This window comes from Undibacterium sp. Tian12W, assembly GCF_049339405.1.
In the GTDB taxonomy this organism is placed as follows: domain Bacteria; phylum Pseudomonadota; class Gammaproteobacteria; order Burkholderiales; family Burkholderiaceae_D; genus Undibacterium.
Genome location: NZ_JBMPPK010000004.1, coordinates 38,284 through 59,271, shown reverse-complemented (window position 1 = coordinate 59,271; position 20,988 = coordinate 38,284). Strand labels below are relative to the sequence as shown.

Here is a 20,988-nt window from a genome sequence, read left to right as displayed (position 1 = left end):
TTGCGACGGATAGTTACACAAACTATCGAACTATCCGTCGTTCCCTGTTCAGTTCACAGATCAGACTTTACAGGAAGATGATTCCCTTTTCAGCGCGGGGCTGGAAGTAAGGGCAACCAGCCGGGATGAAGGTGTATCAGCCACAAGCAGCAAACCGGCTGCATCATCGCCGGATTTTTTATCAACCTTGCTTTTTTGTTCCGCTTGATCCAGATGCACTTTCCCCTCATTGATGTTGAGCTGGTATTTTGGATCAGTTGCGGTGGCAATTGATAGATTTGCTTCGCCCTCGGCAAGGCTGGTGCCACGGTAAGCACAGCCTTCGAACAAACTCTTTGAGCCGACTTTTTCAGCAATCTTTTTCTCGCTGCCATCAGCATTCACATGGGTCGATGCTTTGACTTCCACATTGCGCATCAAGTCATGAGAAGAAGCAGCTACGGCTTTGAAAACCTCGGTCAGTGAGCCGGTTTTTTCATAGATAGCCTCAAATATTGCCTTGGGTTTGCCATTGATATGGGTAACCTCAGGGTTTTTCAATATCGTGGGCAGTTCCACCAGACCAAGGGTACGATCGGCACCAGCATAACCACTGAGCGTCATGACTTCACCCTTGGTGGCCGCGGTAAAGCGTGCCGAGGCATCAGCCCAGCGGCCATCGGTTGCGTCGAACATAAACTGGTTGGCCGGATGATCGCGCTTGCTCAGGACTTCATCGACTGACTTGCAGTTATGCGCTTTCGCGACCGCCTCAAGATAGTCTTCCGATTGCAGAAAAGCCGCTACCGGTGTCTTGTTAATCGCCCGTATATCCTCTTTATTGGCGACCATGAGTTCGACCAGGTCATTACTGGAAATGTCTTTGTGCACCATGCCGCCATACAGCAGGGTGACTTGTCCATCAGAATAGATCGACACCTGGTTGGCAAGATCTTTCAATGAATCCGGCGTGCGGTAATCTTCGGGATGATCTTGCAGTAGCGCCATGGCTTGCTGATGACTGAGACCTGACATAAGCCCTCCGTCTAAAAGTCGAATTCTGCTATGTGGGCAGAATAGGCAGGCGACAAGGAACCATCGCGGTAGGCACGCAAGGCATCTTTGAGGTCTGCCATGAAAGCTGTGCGGTTTGCTTCAAACTCTGCCTTGGCGTCTGCTTCAGGCTCACGCATGCCCAGCCAGCTCCAGCTGGTTTTCCACTTATTGTCGGGCAGGTCTTGTCCTTCGCTACGCAGACGCAGGCTATACAGATTGCCGTTCCAGAAATAGCTGAAGTTTTTGTGTGATGGCTGTTCACGGTCATAGGTCATATAGCGCAGATAGATATTACGCTCGCGGTCTATCACCCACCTGGACGCTGTCGCCATGGGAAACTGCTTGTCAATTTCGCGCAAATCAAAAGCCACGATATCCGCTTCGGGGATTCTCTCATAGACAAAGGCCACTGCCGGTTCTCCTGATGTTTCAGTTAAGCAAATGAAAAAAATGCGTTCCAGCGCTATCACGATGTAGCGACTATTTTCACCGTTAAGCTAATAACAAAATCCTGAGCACGATGCAAATCTGCTTACACATTGTTGCGCTTTAATATAAAACACACAATTACTTGATTGACACGCTTACACCTGTCATGCACCATCCATTTACTTTAATGCATCATGCGCCCAGATACGATGCCCTATTTGGGAACAGGCATAGCTTGACCAATTTCAACAACTTTCATCCAGCGACCACATGAAAAGCTCATCTTCCCTGAAAACCCTCAGCCTGCTCGCCGCCAGTCTCGCGTGTATCACGGCCCCTGCTATGGCTGCAGACTACAGTCCTTTTCCCAAAGCCGGCGTCTATGATGCCAGCGACAATGGCTTTGAACGTCTGTTGACGGTGAAGCCTGATGGCAAATTCACGCTGGAAGTGGCAGAAAAAGGCAAACCCGGTAATTTGCGCAGCGGTGCGGGCGAAGGAAAACTGACGGATGCCCCGGGTGGCTGGAGCTACGCTGAAGGCCGTTGCAATATGACTCTGAAACGCGCTGCGGGCGGCATGCAATTGCATGTAGAAACCTGTGCCAGTGCCTGGGGTGATGTGCCATTCGATGGCAAATACAAATATCAGGGTGAAGAAGTTGCCGCAGCACCCGTCAAGGCTGCACCTGCAGCAGTTGCCGCACCAGTTGCTACAGCTAAAGCCGCTGCGCCTGTGGCGGCAGTTCCACCTGCTGCCCCGGCAGGCAATGGCTTGCCATCGCGCAAGGAGCTTAAGGACATCTGGTCTGGAATAAGTGTAGCTAGTATTGGCAACAAACACATACTCGTCGCCGTCAAATCCATAGAAAATAAATCCGGTGTCCCAAATCCTATTGAGCAATTTTCCAGAGCTGCGTTTGTTATCGATACAAATATCCGGTATGAAGAAATGTCAGCAACTGAGCTCGCAAAATTTCCCTTGCAGTTGATAGACATCCCATTGCCGGCCATCGGCCCCAAAGAAGGTTTGGAATTTAAAAGCGATTGCGTCTATGGCAAATCAGATAAAGTGATCGTCATCAACAGGACCGGCCATCCGACCATCAAACGCTTGTCTGCCTGGATGATGGATAATAATTTGAAGGTAGTAGAAATCAAGCAAATCAACAAGGTTAACTGCGCTTCTCCGTTCTATTGAAATTCCAGTCAGAAATCAGGGTCCGGCATATTTTCGCATAAGCCTTGTCAACCCGGCCCAGTCTGTCAGCGTAATAAAGTCACAGTCAGGGCGCACGCCCGCCCATCAAACCTGCCGATGCTGATCATTCAGCATCGGCATTCTGATTATTTCATTTATCCTTACTTGTTTTGCTAGCCCTGACGGCAGGTTTAGCCGTTGGCTTGGTGGCTGCCTTGCTAACTGCCTTGATTAACGTCTTGCCAGTTGCGGCAGTTTTGGTTTTACTTGCTGGTTTCGCTGCTGCTGGCCTTGACGCAGGTTTGGCTGCTGGCTTGCTGCCAGTTTTCTTTGCCGCTGTCTTTTTTTCTGGCACTTCTACTGTTGCGCCTGCCACCTCAGCCTGTTGCCCTTCCATTGCCTTGCTGACTGCTTGCTTGAACTGCTCTTGCAGTAGCCCCCACCAGGCAGCAGGATTGACGAATGGGGTACTGGTATCTGTTGTCTCTGCAGCTTTTGCAGCTTTTGCAGACCCCGCAGATTGAGCATTCTCGTCTGCCGGCACGTCAGCCTCCACAGAATTTGCACCAGCTTCTGGTGGCATGTCAGCACTATCTTCTTCAACTTCTTCATCTGGATCAGGTTCTGCGACCTTTGTCTTGGCAGCATTGGGATGCATGGGCCAGTCGGCATTGCTGCCTGGATTGCCCACTCCTGTTGTTCCTGTTGTGGCCGCAGCTGTAGCCGACACGGCCTGCTCTGCCATCGCACCAGCCTGTTGTGCATGCTGTGCGAAACTCTCGCCCAATGATTGCAAGGCAGCCAGGGTAGCGCGCTGGACTTCCAGCGCCTGTATGGTGCCGCGCAGCATGTTCATGTTGACGGTCAGCCAGGATTCCACCGTCTTCAAATCCTGAATTTTCTTGTCCAGCTCATCGACTGACATAGGCGGTGCCACCATGCCGGGTACCTGCATATTGCCCCAGAGTTTTTTGACGAAAGACAGGGTATCGCCCATGGCATTCATGCCGGGGATTTCAGAACCAGAAAACGGATTACTCATACGACTTCTCCTTCATATTTTCAAGGTTGCAGTTTATTTAATCTTAAGCATCTTGCATGAGCTGGGCAAGGCCGTCAATCGCGCATCAAAATAACGTTCGGTTTTAAAACCATAGCCACTACCCTCATTATCAAAGCGCACGCCGCTTTCGCCCTTTTTTTGCATGACCGAGACATACAGCGGCTGTATCAGTTGATGGTCTTCTGCACGCATGATGGCATCATGGAAGGCATTCTTGTAATGCGCGCCCTCCATGGCATGGGCCACGGCTGCTGCTTCGGTCGTCCTGGCTTTTTCTATGGCGCTAACCAGCATCTCCACCATGAGCTGCATGCGCAGATGGACATAATCGTCGCGCGGGTCGGGATAGCGTTGACGGAATTGCTGATAGAAGGCGTCACTGTCAGCACCGCCAGCATTGGGATGCCACTCCGCTACCGCACGTACCCTGTCTATGCCAGCATCACCCAGTGCCGCCGGTGCACCCAGGCCATTGCCATAGAAGGTATAGAACTTGGTCACCATGCCAGCTTCCTTGGCCGCCTTGACCAGCAAGGTCAGGTCATTGCCCCAGTTACCGGTGATGACGGCATCGGCACCACTGGCCTTGATCTTGGCCATATACGGCGCAAAGTCCTTGATCTTGCCTATGGGATGCAGGTCTTCGCCAACAATCGCAATATCCGGTCTTTTTTCTGCCAGCATGGTACGTGCTGATTTATTGACCTGGCGGCCAAAGCTATAGTCCTGGCCTATCAGGTAAATCTTTTTGGCGCGGCTGTCAGCCTTGATGACCTCGGTCAGCGCATGCATGCGCATGTCGGCATGGGCATCGAAACGGAAATGCCAGTAACTGCATTTTTCATTGGTCAGCGCCGGATCGACCGCAGAATAGTTAAGAAAGAGCAGGCGATTATCCGGTGTACGCTGATTATGTTTGTTGATGGCATCCACCAGTGCCAGGGCAACAGCAGAACTATTACCTTGCACAACAAAGGGAATATGCTGATCTGTTACATGTTTAAGTGCAGTCAGGGAATCTTCTACTCCCTGTTTGTTATCAAAACTGCTTAATTGCAGGGGATGGGTACCATCAGGCAGGCGCACGCCACCACGGGCATTGACTCTTTCTATGGTGATCTGCAAGTTTCTTTGCACTGCCTCACCGGCATTGCTGAAAGCGCCGCTGAGGCCGTCTATCATGCCTATGCGTATTGGAGCAAGAGCGGAGCCGGGCTTGGTGTTTCCGGGATTTTGCGGCGTCACCGCCTGGACATTCTGCATCAGACATAGTGCCAGCAGTACGGGAGAATATCGTTTCAAATAGCTAATTATTGTCATCGGCATCAGATTAATCCTGGCATATCCAGCATGATTGCTGCAAAAAATGCCATTTTACTCCCTGGCAAAATACCTCAGGTCATCCAAAATTTATCTACTGCGTTTACACTAGCAGGATGAATGCTACCGCCCCTCAATTTGATACCATGTTGTTGACCCGCCAGAATATGCTGTTTTTGACGCTGGCGGTATTGCTGCACCTGTTTGTCTTGTATGGCCTGGACAGAGACGTGATGCCAGACAAGCCACGCTTGCAGGAAAACCCCATCGCAGTGCAATTGCGGGACATTCCCGAACAGACGGAGCAAAAAAACGTCAGCCCCGCCCCGAAACCAGGTCCACAAGCAGCGCCGGAAGCAAAACCGCCTGCTGCGGTGAAGAAGACGGTGGCGCCTTTGATCAGCCCTGAGCCCGAACCCGCCCTCGCGCCAGAACCAGCTCCTGTAGTACCTGTTGAAGTCAAGGATAATACGCCTGTACCAGCAGCCGAGACCAAGCCTGAAGTCAAGGCAGAGGAGGCCAGCGGCACGCCTGGCCAGGACAGCAGCAATACCGAGGGGCCGCAAACCTATCCTGTGCGTGCGCCCCAGACCGGCACGATCAGCATGCGCATCGTGCGTACTGAACCTAACCGCAGTCCGGTCTATGGCGATGGCGAGATTAACTGGGAGTTCAAGACTGGCCGTTACAAGATGAGCATCAATGCCACGCTGGATTTGTTACTGACCTCCATCAACCTGTACCAGATGCACAGCGAGGGCCTGATTGATACGTATGGCATCACGCCTGCGACCAGTTCAGAAAAGCGGCGTAACCGCAGCGAGACGGCAACTCATTTTGACCATCAGAAAAAATCTGTCAGCTTTTCTTCTTCAAATAAAACGGCGGAAATAAAAGATGGGGCCCAGGACAAGGCCAGTTTCCTCATGCAACTGGCTGGCATAGGCTATGCCGATCCTGAGAAATTTCAGACTGGCCGTGAAATCCGGCTGCAAGTCGCGGAAGAAAGGGATGTCACCACCTTTGTCTTTATTGTGACCGCGTATGAAGAAGTCGAGACCAAGGCAGGCAAGTTCATGGCCTGGCATATAGTGCGCCCGCCCTTGCCTGGTTCTTACAATTCCAAGCTCGAAGTCTGGCTGTCACCCGACCAGCACTGGTATCCGGTGCAAATACGCAATACGGAAAGTAATGGTGCCGTGACTACCCAGACCGCGACCAAAATCATCAGCATCACCAATATGGAAAGATAACCATGCGCACCGCAAGCACCCCGCTTTTCACCCTATTTTTTAGCCTGCTGCTGGCATCAGGCCTGAACAGCCCTGTCATGGCGCAGGGACATGAAACTGCCACCAAATATGCGACGAAGCTACCACCGTCGGTTGAGCTGCAATACAGCATCAAGGCCAAACAAAGCGGCTTGCCGCTGAGTGGTTCAGCCTCGGTCAAATGGCAAACCGGCGACCACAAATACAGCATCATCACAGAAACCCATGCCATGCTGGTCGGCAAAATACTCGATGCAAGCAGCGTGGGGAATATCGATGATTTTGGCCTGGCACCCGACAAGTTTGTCGAAAAACGCTTTCGCAAACCCGCCACCACGACCAGTTTTGAGCGTGACAGCAAGACCCTGCGCTTTAGTGCATCTGCTGAAACCTATGTATTGAAAGGTGGCGAACAGGACAGGACCAGCGCCAGCTGGCAGTTGATTGCCATCGCCCGCGCCGCTGGCGATGCTTTCAAGGCAGGTACGGAATGGAAAATGCTGGTGGCTGGCCGCCGCGATGCCGACCCCTGGACTTTCAAGGTCGTTGGGCAGGAAAACATCAAGACCCCGATGGGCGACATGCTCGCCATCCATGTCAGCAAGGCACCACCTGCTGATTCAAAGGACCAGCAACTGGATTTATGGCTGGCGCCCAGTCTGGAATGGTATCCGGTCAGGCTGAAGTTCAGCGATGCGGATGGGGATTATGTCGATCAGGTGCTGGAAAGCCTGAAAAAATAAGGCCGGGCTGCATGACTATTTTTCATGTGCCTTGACAACCGTAACCGTACATTCTGCCTCGGCCACGACTTGAGCAGAAACACTGCCGAGATAGCGGCGCAAGGCAGAACTGCCACGTGAACCTATGATGATGTGATCAACCCGGTTGCTATGGGCATAATCGATGATGGCACTGGCCGGGTCGGATGCCTCCAGCACATGAAAGGTAATCTTGTCGGGGTTCAAATTCAGCGGCCTGGCCCAGTGCTTGAGATCGACCAGTTGTTTGACATGGATGTTCTCACCCTGCTGCATCAGGCTTTCATCCATGCCTATGCGGCTGACCTTGCGTATGGTCAGACAGGCCAGGCGGGCACCAGGTTCGGTTTGCAACATGCGGCGCGTGATATTGCGCAGGCTGGCTGCCAGTGCTTCTGAACCACCGGTCAAATCCAGCGCAGCGACGATGATGGGCGCGCGGGATAATTGACCTGCTGCGCTTTGCAACAAAGCCGGCTCTGCCCCGGCTGCCTGAAAACGCCGTTTGAGTACCGACAGATAACCATCCTGGCCCTGCTTGTCAGCACGCGCCGTTAATTGCAGCTGATCTGGATGCTGCAATAAAAAAGCTAGTTGGGCAGCCGTATCAAAGCGCGCTTGCGGCTCCACTTCCAGGCAGCGCAAGATAATTTCCTGCAGCCATGGCGGTATCTCACTGCGATGACTACGCGGTGGAAGGGGGTCACGGTACAGGCGTTTTTTCAAACCGGACACCGAAGTCGGATGACCAAAGGGCCGCTGCCCGGTTGCCAGGTGATACAGCAAGACCCCCAGCGAAAACAGATCGCTGCGCGGTTCATTGCGTACACCCATGACCTGCTCAGGTGAAATATACGGGCCTGTGCCCATGGGCAGGCGGAATTCTTCATCCAGCAAATCGGGCAACCTGTCATGCCGCGACAGGCCAAAATCGATGAGCACTACCGTACCATCGGGGCGGAACATGATATTGCTGGGCTTGATGTCGAGATGAATCACATGCTGCTTGTGCAGATCCTGCAGGGCATGCGCGACCCTGATGCCAATATCGACCACTTCGGCCAGTGGCAAAGGCGCGTCTTCAAACCGGCTGCGCAAGGATGTACCGGCAATCTGCTCCATGACGATATACGGCTGGGCATCAAAATCACCAGCCCCAAAATAACGCGGCACATGCCTGCCCTTGAGCTTGGGCATGATCATTTGCTCGACTTCAAAGGCGACGATGGCGGTTGGGTCGTCTGTTGAAAACAGCAGGGGCACTTTCATGATCAGCGGGCTTTGCTCTCCTTCATCGTCACCCGGTGTCGATGAGTGGCGATTACGCAGGTCGGTGACACGCCACAGGGCAGCCATGCCGCCGGTATGCAATTTCTCTTCGAGGCGGTAGCCGTCGAATTCCATACCGCTTTGCAGCTTCTGGTGAGGGTAAGCGCTCATCTACACCCTGGCTTAATTACCATGCAGCAGCCTGTGCCCCAAGGCTGGTGGCAGACCGGCCGCAATGATTTTCTGGCAAGCGGTTTCGGTATCGTAAGGGACGCGATAATAAGTCAGCTCCTGATTATCGGTATCAAAAGTCGCATAACAGGCCGCCGGGTTGCCATCGCGCGGTTGCCCAGCCGAACCGGGGATGACCAGCCAGCGCCTTTGCCTGCTCAGTGGTATGCCTTCTTCTGGTACGGGAGTAAATTCACCGGTCTTGCCAGTCAGGCTGATATGGAACAGGGTAGGCATATGCACATGCCCGCAAAAGGTGATACTGGCCTTGGTCGCATGCATGCTGCGCGTGGCTTCCATGACGCCATCGATGTATTCCCATTTCTCCGGTGCCCAGGCATTCGCGTGGACGAACAGCAGGTCTTCCCACTCTATGCGGTAAGGCAGTCTGGCGATGAAGTCGAGTTGCCCGGCATTGAGCTGGGCGCGTGTCCAGTCAACCACCTTTCTGGCAGTCGGGTTCATGCCCTGGCGGTCTCCCTGCAACAGACCGGCATCATGGTTGCCTATCAGCGCCCAGGCCCCCTGGCTGACGTATTCCATCACTTTATCCAGTACCCAGCATGGATCAGCGCCGTAACCGACCAGGTCGCCGAGGAAAGCATAGCGCGTTGCCTTGCGCTGTTGCGCATGTGCCAGGCAAGCCTGCAGTGCTTCACGGTTGGCATGCAGGTCGGTGATGATGGCAATCAGCATTGATGAGCTTCATTCATGGTATGTGCGCTTATTCTAGTCCGGCAAGTTAGCGGCAAGCTTACAAGCTGACATTACAAATCAAAGTTACCGCTGCGATAAAATTCATAACCACGGGCGCGCAAGGCACAAGCCGGGCAAGTACCACAACCATGGCCCCATGGGTGCATGTCGCCACGCTGCCCCAGGTAACAGGTGTGCGTGTCTTCGCGTATCAGATCAACCAAAGCATTGCCACCGAGTTGTTCCGCCAGTTGCCAGGTCTGGGCCTTGTTGATCCACATAAGCGGGGTTTCCAGCTTCAGGCGTGTATTCATGCCAAGGTTCAATGCCACTTGCAGGGCTTTCATGGTGTCATCGCGGCAATCCGGGTAGCCGGAAAAATCGGTTTCACACATGCCACCGACCAGCACATTCAGACTACGGCGATAAGCCAGTGTGGCTGCAGTCATCATGAACATCAGGTTGCGGCCAGGGACAAAGGTATTCGGCAAGCCATTTTCCTGCATTTCTATGGCGATGTCTTCTGTCATCGCTGTATGCGAAAGCTGGGAAATCAGGCCCAGGTCTATCATGTGATCTTCACCGAGGCGACTTTGCCATTCCGGTGAAAACTGGCGCATTTTTTCTATCAGCACCGGCCTGACACTGAGTTCTATGGCATGGCGCTGACCATAGTCAAAGCCAATAGTCTCAACGTGGGCATAGCGGGAAAGTGCCCAGGCGAGGCAGGTGGCAGAATCCTGGCCGCCACTGAACAACACCAGCGCCCGGTCTTTAGTGGTTAAATTATTCATAAATAACGAAAAATAAAGGTAAAGCTATTGTAAAAGAATGAAATACTTTGTCTATCAGCCAGTCTTGATGTTATGTTTCTGATGCAAAATATGCTGAGGTCAGCCCACGCACTGCAATCCCGCATCATAAGCCAGGACTCTCTCGTGCAAGCTCATGAGTTTTTATAAAAAATTTCTTTCTTCTTCCATCTTATCGGTCATCGACCAGGGCATGCTCAGCGCCCTGAATTTCGTTATTGGCATTTTGCTCATGAATCTGGTGGCCAAGGACGACTACGGCCTGTATGGGCAATTGTACGCCGGTGGTTTGCTGGTCGGCCTGATTGTTGATTCCTGGATAGCTGGCCCGCTGACCACGGTTGCGCCATCAGTCCACGGTGACACCCGTAAATCCCTGTTGCGTCACTACTGGTATAAACAGGTGTTCTGGACCCTGGCGATGGGTTCGCTGGCTTTCGTGATTGTGGAGTTCGTCCCGGCGGCAACCCATTACAGCAACAAAAGCTGGCTGCTGGGCGTAGTATTTGCCACTTACCTGGTTGGCAATGGCATACGTGAATATGGCCGTACTGTGGGCTTTATCCAGTCCGATATTATTTCTGTATTACGGCAAGATATTTTATATGTGGGCCTGGTCGGCATAGGCCTGGCGTCACTGTATTTCAGCAAGCATTTTGACCTGGTCACGGTGTTTGTGCTGCTGGCTGGCTCGTCCTTCCTGTGCACGCTGGCCAGCCGCCAGCACTTCCTGGCACATACCTCTACTGATGTCGAAGCCCATGCAGAAGAAGAAATCCGCCAGGCCATCAATGACCATCAGGAAACCATCTCAGGCCATGGGCGTTGGGCGGTGTCTGGCGTCATCGTCGGCTGGTTGTCGAATTACAGTTATGTGTATCTGTCCGGTGCCTGGCTGGGGGTGGCGGCAATTGCCGACCTGAATGCCTCACGCCTGATGCTGATGCCCATACCGCTGGCGGTGGCAGCCTGGTCCCGGGTAGCCAGGCCGGAAGCCAGCCGTCTGATGGCAGAAAAAGACTGGCATGGCTTGAAGCGCCTGACCCTGTTCTCCATCGCCGGGATAGAACTGGTGGTACTGGCCTATGTTGCCCTGCTCCTGACCGCCTTGCCCTGGCTGGAAACCCATGTCATCAGCGCCAAGTACAGCGGGCTTGATCCTTTGGTCATGATGTGGGGCGCGTATTTCGCCATCAATGCGGCGCGCTGGGTGGGTACCTCCTGGTTATCCAGTGGTGGCGCTTACAAGCAAATGTTTTTTCTCGGCAGCGTGACACTCAGCATGGTGTTACTGATCACCGCCTTCAGTATCCCGCGCATGGGGGCGCAAGGTGCAATTGTTGCCCTGATCGTGGTCGAAATATTTGAACTGATCGTGGTCTGGCGTTTTATTCTGCCACGTCTGCAGAAACAGGCTTAGCCTGGTGGTCTGAACTGGCAATCGTATCAAAACGCTGCTGCGGTGCTACAGATGTGACGATGGCTGTCATGCCATCATGCTGGCGATAACTGTAACGATGCAGCAAATGCCTGCCGATGAAATCGACCAGGGCCAGTTGTGACCAACGTGGCGTAAAGGTATGGTCAGCCCCTTTGAAAAACTTCAGGGAGATACGCTCGCTCTGCCCCAGCAATCTTGCATGCCTGCCAAATTGTTCAGTCATGACATCCACTGCCGTATCACTGGCTTCATAAATCAACAGCAACTCTGTACCCCTGGCTTCGAGATTCTTGAAATTACGCGCCACCTGGCCAAGAAAGAGATTGCTGTGCATCAGACGGGTGCCCAATGATTGCCATTGCGTGTGCAAACGCTTGCCTATGCGACGTAATAAATTGCCGGTGATCTGACGAAAATCCACCTGCCCTTTGAGTACGCGTTTCCAGGTATCGCCCCTGGCCAGGGCATGCACATAATAATGGGTGGATTTGATGGTGGCTTTCTTGCGTGCTTCTATGGTGTCGCCCGCACGCCAGCGATAGGTCAACTGGTTCATGAGCACCAGGCCACTGACGCGCTCATCCCTGAGCCCGCTCAGATACGCCATATAAGCACCGGAGCATAAACCTGTCAGTACAAAAGACGGACTATGGTATTTGCCCTGCATGAAATACATGGCGCTACTGAGATCATCAACACTGGATGCGGCATGGACGTCATTTTCCTGATCGTCCGGCGTAGTCCTGCTGTAGCCTATACCCGACTTGTCAAAACGCAGGACATAAAAGCCCTGGCTGGCCAGACTACGCGCGAGCGTGACATACAGGCGGTGATTGCCGACCCGGTGATTGGCACCGATATTACACAGAATCACGGCGGGCAAGGCAAACGCATCTGCGCCGGTCTGGTGGCTGACTATGCCGGTCATGCCTTCAAACTCGACCAGTTCTTCTTCGACGATGGTATTGGCTATGCGCAGGCTGGCGATATCATTGGACGCGGGGGCATCCCTGCTGCCGACTTCGTGCAGGGGAAAGTAGCGCGCCAGCCAGGTTTGCATCTCTTGCCAGATAGCATGTGGCACTTCGGTATCATGCGCGTCTTCACGCATCATCGCAGCATAGCCCGGCAATTCTGACAATTGCAGGGCATGGTCATGATGGTGCCAGGCCTGTACCAGCTTGGCCTCCTGGCCTGTAATATCATCACGTTGCTGCAAAAAGACTGGCATGGCTGGCGCTGGTAGCTTGCTCAAATCCAGCTTACCCAGGCTGCTGCGGGTGGCTGCGCTGAATTCATAACCGGTCAGCTCGTCATCCGTAACCACATGATTGGGGTCTATGGTTTGCTCGGTTTCCACGTCTTTTTGCAGCGAGCTCATGCTGCGCAAGACCAGCATTTCACGCGCATAGGCACGACCCGAGATGACCGGTGCCATCAACATGAGGGCCTTGGCATCGATACTGGCTGCGACAGTCGCTGCCAGCAAGCCGCCCAGGCGCAAACCAAACAGGGCAATATGTTCTACACCCGCCATCTGGCGCAATTGGGTAGCAGCCTGGCGTATATTGTTTTGCCACAGCGCTATGCGCTCACCCCCGGCATCAGCAACATCAGCAACATCAGCAGCATCACCGGTATTGTTATAATCAAAAAAACAGACATCAAAACCGGCTTTTGCCAGATGCGTGGCCAGGTGCTTGTACGCCAGGTAAGACACCATATACTCATGCCCGAAAGGCGGGCAAAGCACCACACCACAACGGCGGCTGCCACCGGCATCGCGTATGCGGGCAGGATGGTACCAGCCCAGCATGGGGGTAGCGGCATCACCAAACCAAAAGGCTTGTGGCGTATATAAAATGTCTTTGCTGGGATACTGTTGTGTTGCCAAATCTGCCCCGCTAATTTGCTACGGTAGTTGCTACGGTAGTTACTACAGTAGTTGCTGTACTAGCCGCACTATTTTCCAAAACCACCCTGACGCCCGTCAGCGCATTCTGTGCCTGCACCTGCCCGGCTTTGACAGACTTGCCGTGAATGGCAGACAGGCTCACTTGCCTGCTGCTGCCAGGTGCCATATGAAAATAATTATCTTCAGGGAGCATGCCAGGAATTTGTATACACACTGCCTGCGCCAGTTTTTGCGTACTCAGATGCAGAACATGATTACCATCCGCATCCAAACTACAATGTGCACGCAAACCCACATCGGCCTGCACTGCGAATTGATGACCCTGCGGGAAATGGAAGTCATTGGCAATGATCTGCTCGCTATCATATAAAACAGCCTCCACCACATCATGCCCTGCAGGCCCGAAGCGATAGGCATAACTGGTATCGACAAAATGCGGCAACAGCGCATAGTCCTGTACTTTGATTGCACTATGTGCCTCCACCTGCACGGCAATACGGCCATGGGCCACGCGGCTTTCTGACTGCCGGTAAAGATTCAGCTCCAGCTCACCCTCGAATGCCTGCGGCCCGTCATTGATGATGTGCAAGCAGAGTCCATTCAAACCTTCATCAGTAATGAGCACGGTCAGCGATGCCATGGCACGCTTCAGATAATAATAGGCCGCCTTGGGTTTGCCATGCGCATCAATAACACCCCAACCTGCGCCTGGCCGCAGGTCTCGCCAAAACCAGACCAAGGCGCCATGACAGGTCGAACCACTGCGACGCCATTCAGCGATGGTGTTCGCCATGACTTCACCGGTCGTAGTACGTGCCAGTGACAGATAGCGTTCACGTTCAGCATAGCGCAGGCTGGCTGGATTTACCTTATACAGCTCTGCCATATAGTGATCGCGCACGTCTTCAAAATCCCAGCCTGTGCCATTGTCACGTGGAATACCTTGCTTCCATGCAGGATGCGGGCCTGGTGTTTCGCCATTGTTGAGCATGCCGTCGATCAGATCGTCGTCGGGCATATTCGAGAAACCCAGACATTCCGAGGTAAAGCGCACTGCACTGCGGCGTGCATCGTCAAGCGGCCGCAGATAAGCACCAACACCAAAGTAATGAGCAACGCCAGTATCAAGCTGGAAAGGCATGACACCACCGCTGGGGCTGGAAGGCCAGTATTGCACATCGGGTCTGTATTGCTCACACAGCGCAGGCAGGGTCTCTGCAAAAAATGCATTGCGCCAGAGTTCTGCAGGCTGACCCAGCATGGCTGCCTGTTGTTCCACTTCGCTATTGCCGCAAACAATGGCAATGCACGGAGAACTCTGCGTACGCTGCAGGAATTGCTGCACTTCTGTTGTGATACTTGCTGCAAAAGCCTCATCACTGACCGGGTAATCCATATTCGCAAACATGCAGTCTTGCCAGACCAGGATGCCGAGCTCATCACACAGTTTATAAAATGCTGTGGTCTCATACACCATGGTGCCGACCACACGCAGCATATTCATGCCTGCATCGCGCGCAAGTGTCAGCATGTGGCGCAAATCAGTGCTCTCATTTTGCAGGGAGATGATATCTACCGGTGTCCAGCAGGCGCCACGACAAAATAGGGAAACATCATTCACATGCAGATTGAAGTCGCCGTCGCGCTGATCAACCCTGATCTGGCGAAAGCCGGTGTGACCAAGATCAAAAATCTGCTTTTGCGTCGCGCAGGAAACATGCAGCTCCAATGTGTATATTGCCGCATCACCATGCGTATGCGGCCACCATTTTTTGACTTCATCTATCTTGCATTGACCATAAATGCGGTACAGATTTTTATCCAGTTGTTCACAGTCCAGGATAAATTCGTGTTCACCAATGTTGATGGCACAAGCCGATACTGCCTGCTGGCTCTGCACGGTCAATTCAATATCCAGCACAGCACCAACACCATCAATACTGCTGCTGATATTTTTATTTGTGATGCGTACGGGACTTTGCAATTCCAGCAGGATGGGCCGGTATGGTCCGACTGGCGCAACCGGTGGTGACCAGCCCGGCATGCGTCCCAGCAGGCTGGTACGCATCCAGCGCAGTTGCTGTTGTTCGACCAGCCGGGTTTTCCAGCGTGGGCGCGGGCGGCGTTGTGCCAGTTGGGTATTCATGGCCAGGAAACGCAGGCTCAAACGACCTTTGCCACTGATGGCAAGCGCAGCCAGATCAAGGCTGTGGGCGATGAACATATTCTCGCTGCGCAAAAGAAGATCATCATTCCAGTAAACTTCAGCATGGGTAGCCAGGCCTTCAAAATGAAGGAAGGCAGCATTCTCAGGCAAATCCAGATCACAGAAATACCAGACATCGGCTTCATCGAAATTGTCTTTGCCGTATTCAAACTGCCCTGCAGCACGCAGTGCGCTGGCAATAGTACCTGGCACCTGCGCCGGTATTTTATCCAGTATTTGCGCAGGCAATGTGGATGGCGACACTGGAGTACCAACAGCAACTTGTACAGCATGCCAGCCAGCAGAAATCGGAATGAGTATTTTTTCTGTCATGTATGCGTTCATCCGGCAGCCAGGCTGCTATCCAACGCGGCCATGCCCTGCTGCCAATGCATCGCCAGTTGTTCTACCAGGGGTGCCAGATCAACGGCTTTTTTACCCATGACGGCTCTGGCGGTTTTCAACAATAAGGTCTTGGTGACTTCGGAGATGGCATCAAATTCCGTGGCTGCTGCCTCGAATTGCAAAGGCTGGTGTTGTTGCAACCAGCGCAAATAATGTGCACCCAGGCTAAAGCCTGCACCGAGTTGCCGCAGGCAGGCAAAAGCGTAGGCATGGTATGCTGCCATGCCCTCTTCTTTCAATTGTTCTACATCGCGAACAAATACCGGCAGGAACAGGCTGACAGGGTTATTGCGCGGGCGTCTGGCCAGGTATTTGCGCAGGAGTGGCAAAGAAATTGCAGCCAGTTCTGCGTCTGTTTTTTTGTGTACCTGATCAAGGCGTACAAACTCGGCAAACAAAGGCATGAATGTCGCATCATGCTGCTTGCCTATCCTGAAGGTTTCTACAAAATCTTCGCCTTGTAATTCATGGTAGCTGCTGTTGTGGAAGTAACCGAGCTTGTGCTGCCCGAGGTCAATTTCCTGTATCGCTATGGTGGTCTTGACGTGATTCGTGCGGTAGTCCGTACCTGCCGTGTCTGGCAGGTAAAACGAATCTGTCTCTGTCAGCACCAGGCGGCCACGGCCCAGCTGTACCGTAGCATTGCTGAGCAAGCCGCGCCAGACATTAAGTTCCTGCACATCTATGCCATACAGGGCAAACAAGTCTTCATGCGGTGGTTTGTAAAACGTCCACTGATCACCATCAAAATCATTGGCAAACACCATCGCCAAACATGCCAGAGGGTTTAGTCCCTGCGCATGCAAGACTTCTATCCAGACATCAATATAGCAATTGGTTTCTGCCCAGGCACGGTCAGCACCATGCAGGGCATGAGGCTGGTAGTCACTGGCGTTAATCGAAGCTAAAGCGTGAAGACTCATGAGCAGGTCATGACCACAATATGTCGCGGGCAGTCTGGGGCCAGTTCTCTGGCTGCATGCCATGCGTCTTGAACAAGGCCATGACGATACGTTCCAGACCAAAACCGAGGCAGGCAGTGTGAGCCAGTTCACCATTCTGCTGGTAAATCTCAAACAGCTTGCCGAAATGATCCTGGTGATAATTGAAGGAACATACCGCCGTTGGTTTGGCTTCAGAGATCACAGGCACCAATACTTCAAACTTCAATTGCTGTTCACGCTGGTTGGCCGCCAGCATACGGCCACCACGACCAAAGAAAGGATCAGAAGCGACATCTGAATGCGCAGGCAAACCCAGGGATTTTAAAATATCCAGGCCGCGCTGCAACCAGATATCGCGCCAGGCCACTACCATGTCAGGCGTGCCGACACGGACAAATTCACGCACGCGGAAAGACTGCATGCGGGTAGGCTCTGGTGAAGGCTCATTCCTGAACACCCAGTTTTGCATATCCACCAGGCGCCCCTCGGCAGGAACGGTACCTGTAAAACTTGGGTACACAGGGTAGCACGCAGCAGGCGTCAAACACACTGCGGTCATGGTTTGCAGATGCGTCCAGGGGCGGCCTTCATGGACGTTTTCCATCAGCTCTTTGTGCTGGGCTTCATTACCGGTAAAGCTGAAGATGGTACCCGCCAGTTGCGGGAAAGAATCCAGATATTCACTACGCTCCAGCACCTTGCGGTCCAGGCAAGGCGGGAAAGACATCTTGACTGCGCCGTCATTGGCAGCCACGCGGCTGACATAATCATCAAAGCGACGCAGCACATCTTCAAACACCGGGCCGCGGCCAAAAATGCCTTGTACACCTACGGGGATGATATGCCCGGCTGCAACCAGATCATCGGTCAGGCCTTCAGGAGAAAAATCAATAGACATGAAATAACCTTTCCTAGTCGTCTTTAAGCACCAGCAGCAAATTGGCATTGGTCGCCAGGATGCGGTCATTGCCGACCATGATGGCGGCTGAATGGGCATCGCGCAGATGGCGGCTCATGCTGAATTTACTATCGTTCTTGTAGCCAAGGATGCCGCAGATGGACAAAGCCTTGGTGACTATGTTGGGCAGTGCTTGAGTGGCATCTATCTTCAGGTTATTCATCTTCAGTGAATAGCCCATGGAAGTCAGCACACCAACCGCCGCATCATCTGCCACAGCCAAGGTTTCATACTCGGTCAGGCAGGCTTGTACTGAAGTGCGCAGGCTTTGCATCATGCTGACCAGCTCAGCCAGACGCAAAGCTGTCGGCGGCACAGTACCGGGATTGGCACGGGCCTGGCCACGTACAAAGGCCCTGGCTTTATTGACGGCTGCTGCTGCACAACCCATCCAGCAACCACCCCACAGCAAATGCGATACTGGCACCACGGTTTGTGCTGACATGTCACCAAAGGGGACATCGATAATCTGGGCTATATCACCGACAGAGCTCATGAGGAAGGGCGGGCTACAGGTGCCGCGCATGCCCATGGTGTCCCAGCCACCTTTTTGCTCCAGCGTGTAGTCAGCCTTGCGTACCAGTATCAATGATTGATCGCTATGCGCAGCATCAGGATTGCGTCTTGCCGTCACCAGTAAATCATCTGCCTGGGCACCGTAAGAAATCGTGGTCGCATCCTTGACCAGCTTGAAGCGCTGGCCATCCACCTCCACCGCACAATGACTGCGACGCATTTCTCCACCCACGCCAACCTCAGATGTCACCGAGGCGATCAGATATTGATGGGCAACCAGTTCACGTAAATAATTCTGGTACCAGGGATTATCCAGCGCATGTCTGACTATGCTGATGACCTGTATCTGGTGCATGGCATAGATCATCGCCGTGGCTGCGCATTCGCGCGCCAGGGTTTCAACGATCTGCACCAGTTCTGTCAGGCCAACACCCGCACCACCAAGCTCTACAGGCACGTAGGCACTCAGCAATTTCTCACTCTTGAGTGCAGTCACGGCTTCGATGGGAAAGCGCGCGTCCTGATCTACAGCATGAGCATGAGGGGCGGCAAATTCTTTGGCGACCAGCCTGGCCGCCAATATCATGGGAGTGGCCGGGGTATCCATATCATGCCGTCAATTCTTGTATCGCTGCATCGATGGCATTGATGCTTTCAAACACGCTGCGTTTGAGCATGCGGTCGGGGAATTCGAGATCAAAAGCATCTTCCAGCGCCAGCATGACATTGACACTGGCATGAGAAGTCATGCCCGCTTCATACAGGTCTGCATCATCTGCCAGGCTATCGATATCGGCAGAAAATTTGCCATGCTCTTTTAATACCTGACGTATCTGTTCTTTGCTCATAGTGACCTTTCTTATCTTTTTTAGCGAACAAATTTTTTCGGAATTAATTCACAAACGTACTTGAATGGCACACCTGTCACAGGAAAAGAACTGAAGGAAAACATTCTAATCCATGGTCGCAATGAGACAACAGGGGCATGCCTTAAAGTTAACAGGATAGCCGAATGCCTATACAACCGAAGTTAAATTTGGTTACGTTTTACTTGCCAAGAAGAAAGAGAAAATACATAAAACTCTGCACTGAAAATTATCCGCCCCACCTGCGTCTGCAGGGGGACGGACAAAGCAAACCTGAAGTCGGCCTATACAATAAAACTGCAGAAAAAACGGCTTATTTGGTACGCAGGATCAGGCTGTTATTCGCATCTTCCTTGTATGCATACGAGACCTTGCCACGCCTGATTTCTCCTATGAAAAGCATGTTCCTGGCGACTGCTTCATGGTCGTTTTTCGAGAAGGGTTTTTTATAGCGCGAGATGACGGTGGAAGTAGTGTCGTACTTCATGTCTTCGAGTGCCATCTTGATCTTGTCACCATCCGTAGAATTTGCCTGCATCAGTGCCAGCGTCAGCATTCTCAGGGCATCATAAGTCTGTGCGGCTGATACAGCAGACGGGATGGATTTAACATTATTTATACGGAAGTAGTTGAGGACGAATTCATTACTGCGACTGCTGGCGTCATTTTCTATGAAGGTCACCGGCATGCGCGCACCCTCGGCATTATTACCAGCGAGTTCAACAAAGCTACGCTGAGACAGTGTCCAGGAACCTGTCAGCGGCACGTTGAACTTGATCTTGCTCATGCCATTGGCAACCATGGCAGCCTCAGAACTCAGACAGTACAGCATGACCACTTGCGCACCAGCCTGCTTGGCCTTGGCCAGTTGCGCGCTCATGTCCTGGTCACCGACCTTGAAACTCTCGACCGCGACGGGTGTGATTTTACGATTCTGCAATTCAGCCAGCAGGTTTTCCTTGCCAAAGCTGCCGTAAGGACTGTCATCATGCAGGATGGCGATTTGGGTGAGCTTGCGCTTGTCGATGACGTCTGCCAGTATCACTGATGGCTGCAGATTATCACTACCGGCGAGACGGAATATATAACTGTCAGGGATGGCTGGTGGCATGAATTGCTTGGTCACGGCAGCACCGGTGGCGGCGCTGATGATGAGCGGCTTTTTACTTTCCTGGAAAACCTTGGCCGCCTGCAGCACGACACCGGTATTGGCATAGCCGACTACAGCAACGACTTTTTCCTTGTCTATCAGTTCTTTTGCCATGGCGGCACCGATTTCAGGCTTGGCCTGATCATCACGCTCGACCAGTTCTATGCGCCGCCCCATGACACCACCTATCTGGTTGATGTCCTGCAGGAATACCCTGGCACCACCACGTATGCTTTCGCCCATATCGGTAGAAGACTTGCCGGTAAACGGGCCTATGATGCCTATGCGTATCGGTGCTTCTTCAGCTTGAGAAGTCGCTGGCAAGGCCAGTGTCAGAAAAAGTCCGGCAATGAGTGCAGAAAGAATACGCATACCTGAGTCTCCAAAATAATTGTCTGTTTGCAACAGTTTGCATCAACTTGGCCTGTTAAGTATCAGATTTTCATGCTTGCTTACAATTTTCAGACAGACTTGCCTGAAATTAAGAGAAATGGCACATT

At 52.8% G+C, this 20,988-nt stretch carries 18 protein-coding genes; 4 read left to right on the top strand and 14 right to left on the bottom strand.

The window, feature by feature from the left end; all coding sequences use genetic code 11:
- Positions 1 to 60 precede the first annotated feature (60 nt).
- A complete protein-coding gene (locus ACO0LI_RS05965) occupies positions 61 to 1,014 on the bottom strand; it encodes a hypothetical protein (RefSeq protein WP_423031629.1) in 954 nt (317 codons plus the stop codon).
- Positions 1,015 to 1,025: 11 nt separating this feature from the next.
- A complete protein-coding gene (locus tag ACO0LI_RS05960) occupies positions 1,026 to 1,445 on the bottom strand; it encodes a hypothetical protein (protein ID WP_423031627.1) in 420 nt (139 codons plus the stop codon).
- Positions 1,446 to 1,734: 289 nt separating this feature from the next.
- Here ACO0LI_RS05960 and ACO0LI_RS05955 point away from each other — a divergent pair, with 289 nt between their 5' ends.
- Positions 1,735 to 2,664, top strand: a complete 930-nt coding sequence (locus ACO0LI_RS05955; protein ID WP_423031625.1) for a hypothetical protein — start codon at positions 1,735 to 1,737, stop codon at positions 2,662 to 2,664.
- A gap of 151 nt (positions 2,665 to 2,815) precedes the next feature.
- Here the strand turns inward: ACO0LI_RS05955 and ACO0LI_RS05950 are convergent, their stop codons facing one another.
- Both ACO0LI_RS05950 and ACO0LI_RS05945 read right to left on the bottom strand, forming a co-directional pair.
- Entirely contained in the window at positions 2,816 to 3,706 is an 891-nt protein-coding gene (locus ACO0LI_RS05950) for a PhaM family polyhydroxyalkanoate granule multifunctional regulatory protein (protein WP_423031623.1), read from the bottom strand.
- A 33-nt stretch (positions 3,707 to 3,739) separates the two neighbouring features.
- Positions 3,740 to 4,990 carry a branched-chain amino acid ABC transporter substrate-binding protein gene (locus ACO0LI_RS05945; RefSeq protein ID WP_423031943.1) on the bottom strand — a complete coding sequence of 417 codons (1,251 nt, stop codon included), beginning with the start codon at positions 4,988 to 4,990 and terminating at the stop codon, positions 3,740 to 3,742.
- Between the two features lie 173 nt (positions 4,991 to 5,163).
- On the opposite strand from ACO0LI_RS05945, the gene ACO0LI_RS05940 reads away from it, so the two are divergent.
- Positions 5,164 to 6,300 (top strand): DUF3108 domain-containing protein, encoded by a 1,137-nt coding sequence (locus ACO0LI_RS05940; protein WP_423031621.1) that lies wholly within the window; start codon positions 5,164 to 5,166, stop codon positions 6,298 to 6,300.
- Positions 6,301 to 6,302: 2 nt separating this feature from the next.
- The gene (locus ACO0LI_RS05935; RefSeq protein WP_423031619.1) at positions 6,303 to 7,061 is read left to right on the top strand and encodes a DUF3108 domain-containing protein; all 759 of its coding nucleotides are present in this window, start codon (positions 6,303 to 6,305) and stop codon (positions 7,059 to 7,061) included.
- 15 nt (positions 7,062 to 7,076) lie between these two features.
- On the opposite strand, the gene ACO0LI_RS05930 is transcribed toward ACO0LI_RS05935, so the two are convergent.
- The 3 genes from ACO0LI_RS05930 to queC all read right to left on the bottom strand — a co-directional run bounded on the left by ACO0LI_RS05930 (position 7,077) and on the right by queC (position 10,069).
- Positions 7,077 to 8,519: a protein kinase domain-containing protein gene (locus ACO0LI_RS05930; RefSeq protein WP_423031617.1), complete on the bottom strand. Its 1,443-nt coding sequence runs from the start codon at positions 8,517 to 8,519 to the stop codon at positions 7,077 to 7,079.
- Positions 8,520 to 8,531: 12 nt separating this feature from the next.
- On the bottom strand, positions 8,532 to 9,275 hold the full coding sequence (locus ACO0LI_RS05925; protein WP_422950141.1) for a metallophosphoesterase family protein: 744 nt from the start codon (positions 9,273 to 9,275) through the stop codon (positions 8,532 to 8,534).
- A 71-nt stretch (positions 9,276 to 9,346) separates the two neighbouring features.
- Positions 9,347 to 10,069 carry a 7-cyano-7-deazaguanine synthase QueC gene (queC, locus tag ACO0LI_RS05920; RefSeq protein WP_423031615.1) on the bottom strand — a complete coding sequence of 241 codons (723 nt, stop codon included), beginning with the start codon at positions 10,067 to 10,069 and terminating at the stop codon, positions 9,347 to 9,349.
- A gap of 154 nt (positions 10,070 to 10,223) precedes the next feature.
- On the opposite strand from queC, the gene ACO0LI_RS05915 reads away from it, so the two are divergent.
- Positions 10,224 to 11,507 (top strand): lipopolysaccharide biosynthesis protein, encoded by a 1,284-nt coding sequence (locus ACO0LI_RS05915; RefSeq protein ID WP_423031613.1) that lies wholly within the window; start codon positions 10,224 to 10,226, stop codon positions 11,505 to 11,507.
- On the opposite strand, the gene ACO0LI_RS05910 is transcribed toward ACO0LI_RS05915, so the two are convergent.
- From ACO0LI_RS05910 to ACO0LI_RS05880, 7 genes are all read right to left on the bottom strand, one after another.
- A complete protein-coding gene (locus ACO0LI_RS05910) occupies positions 11,476 to 13,422 on the bottom strand; it encodes a serine aminopeptidase domain-containing protein (RefSeq protein ID WP_423031611.1) in 1,947 nt (648 codons plus the stop codon). The two genes, ACO0LI_RS05915 and ACO0LI_RS05910, sit on opposite strands and share 32 nt — an antisense overlap.
- A gap of 10 nt (positions 13,423 to 13,432) precedes the next feature.
- A complete protein-coding gene (locus tag ACO0LI_RS05905; RefSeq protein ID WP_423031609.1) occupies positions 13,433 to 15,982 on the bottom strand; it encodes a glycosyl hydrolase 2 galactose-binding domain-containing protein in 2,550 nt (849 codons plus the stop codon).
- Between the two features lie 8 nt (positions 15,983 to 15,990).
- Entirely contained in the window at positions 15,991 to 16,977 is a 987-nt protein-coding gene (locus ACO0LI_RS05900) for a DUF1839 family protein (RefSeq protein WP_423031607.1), read from the bottom strand.
- A 7-nt stretch (positions 16,978 to 16,984) separates the two neighbouring features.
- Complete coding sequence (locus ACO0LI_RS05895; protein ID WP_423031605.1) at positions 16,985 to 17,896, bottom strand: amino acid--[acyl-carrier-protein] ligase; 912 nt, start codon at positions 17,894 to 17,896, stop codon at positions 16,985 to 16,987.
- A 13-nt stretch (positions 17,897 to 17,909) separates the two neighbouring features.
- Positions 17,910 to 19,079, bottom strand: a complete 1,170-nt coding sequence (locus tag ACO0LI_RS05890) for an acyl-CoA dehydrogenase family protein (protein ID WP_423031603.1) — start codon at positions 19,077 to 19,079, stop codon at positions 17,910 to 17,912.
- Between the two features lies 1 nt (position 19,080).
- On the bottom strand, positions 19,081 to 19,320 hold the full coding sequence (locus ACO0LI_RS05885) for an acyl carrier protein (RefSeq protein ID WP_422950133.1): 240 nt from the start codon (positions 19,318 to 19,320) through the stop codon (positions 19,081 to 19,083).
- Positions 19,321 to 19,651: 331 nt separating this feature from the next.
- Positions 19,652 to 20,860 carry an ABC transporter substrate-binding protein gene (locus tag ACO0LI_RS05880; protein WP_423031601.1) on the bottom strand — a complete coding sequence of 403 codons (1,209 nt, stop codon included), beginning with the start codon at positions 20,858 to 20,860 and terminating at the stop codon, positions 19,652 to 19,654.
- Positions 20,861 to 20,988: the final 128 nt, after the last annotated feature.